The 401-nt window shown below is 55.9% G+C and carries 1 protein-coding gene and 1 pseudogene; both read left to right on the forward strand.

Features of this window, described 5'->3' with window-relative positions; all coding sequences use genetic code 11:
- Window positions 1–97, forward strand: a pseudogene (locus EN804_RS34945) (cation transporter); the annotation flags it as partial.
- 16 nt (window positions 98–113) lie between these two features.
- Window positions 114–401, forward strand: a 288-nt coding sequence (queF, locus tag EN804_RS34950; RefSeq protein ID WP_135922326.1) for a preQ(1) synthase, incomplete at its 3' end; no start/stop codon positions are given.

The following is a 401-nucleotide window of genomic DNA, read 5'->3' on the forward strand; positions in this document are numbered from 1 at the left end:
TGAAGATGCCATAAGGGACGTCATACCGGGCGCCAGCCTTGCCATTCACGTCGAGCCGGAAGGCGAAAAGGCGCATGGCGTCAAAGTGATCGTTTAAAAAACAGGAGTTTTCCATGTCCGTGACGGATGTTTCCGGCCTGTCGCAGCTGGGCACGAAGGTCGATACGCCAGAGAGCCCTGAAAAGGCCGTTCTTGAAAAAGTGCCGAACGGCAATGCCGGCACCGATTATGTCGTGCGCTTTACCGCGCCCGAGTTCACCTCGCTTTGCCCGATGACCGGCCAGCCGGATTTCGCCCATATCGTCATCGATTATATTCCCGGCGATTTTCTGGTGGAATCGAAGTCGCTGAAGCTGTTCCTGCAGTCCTTCCGCAACCATGGCGCATTCCATGAGGATTGC

Source organism: Mesorhizobium sp. M8A.F.Ca.ET.161.01.1.1, assembly GCF_004792105.1.
Taxonomy (GTDB): Bacteria; Pseudomonadota; Alphaproteobacteria; order Rhizobiales; family Rhizobiaceae; genus Mesorhizobium.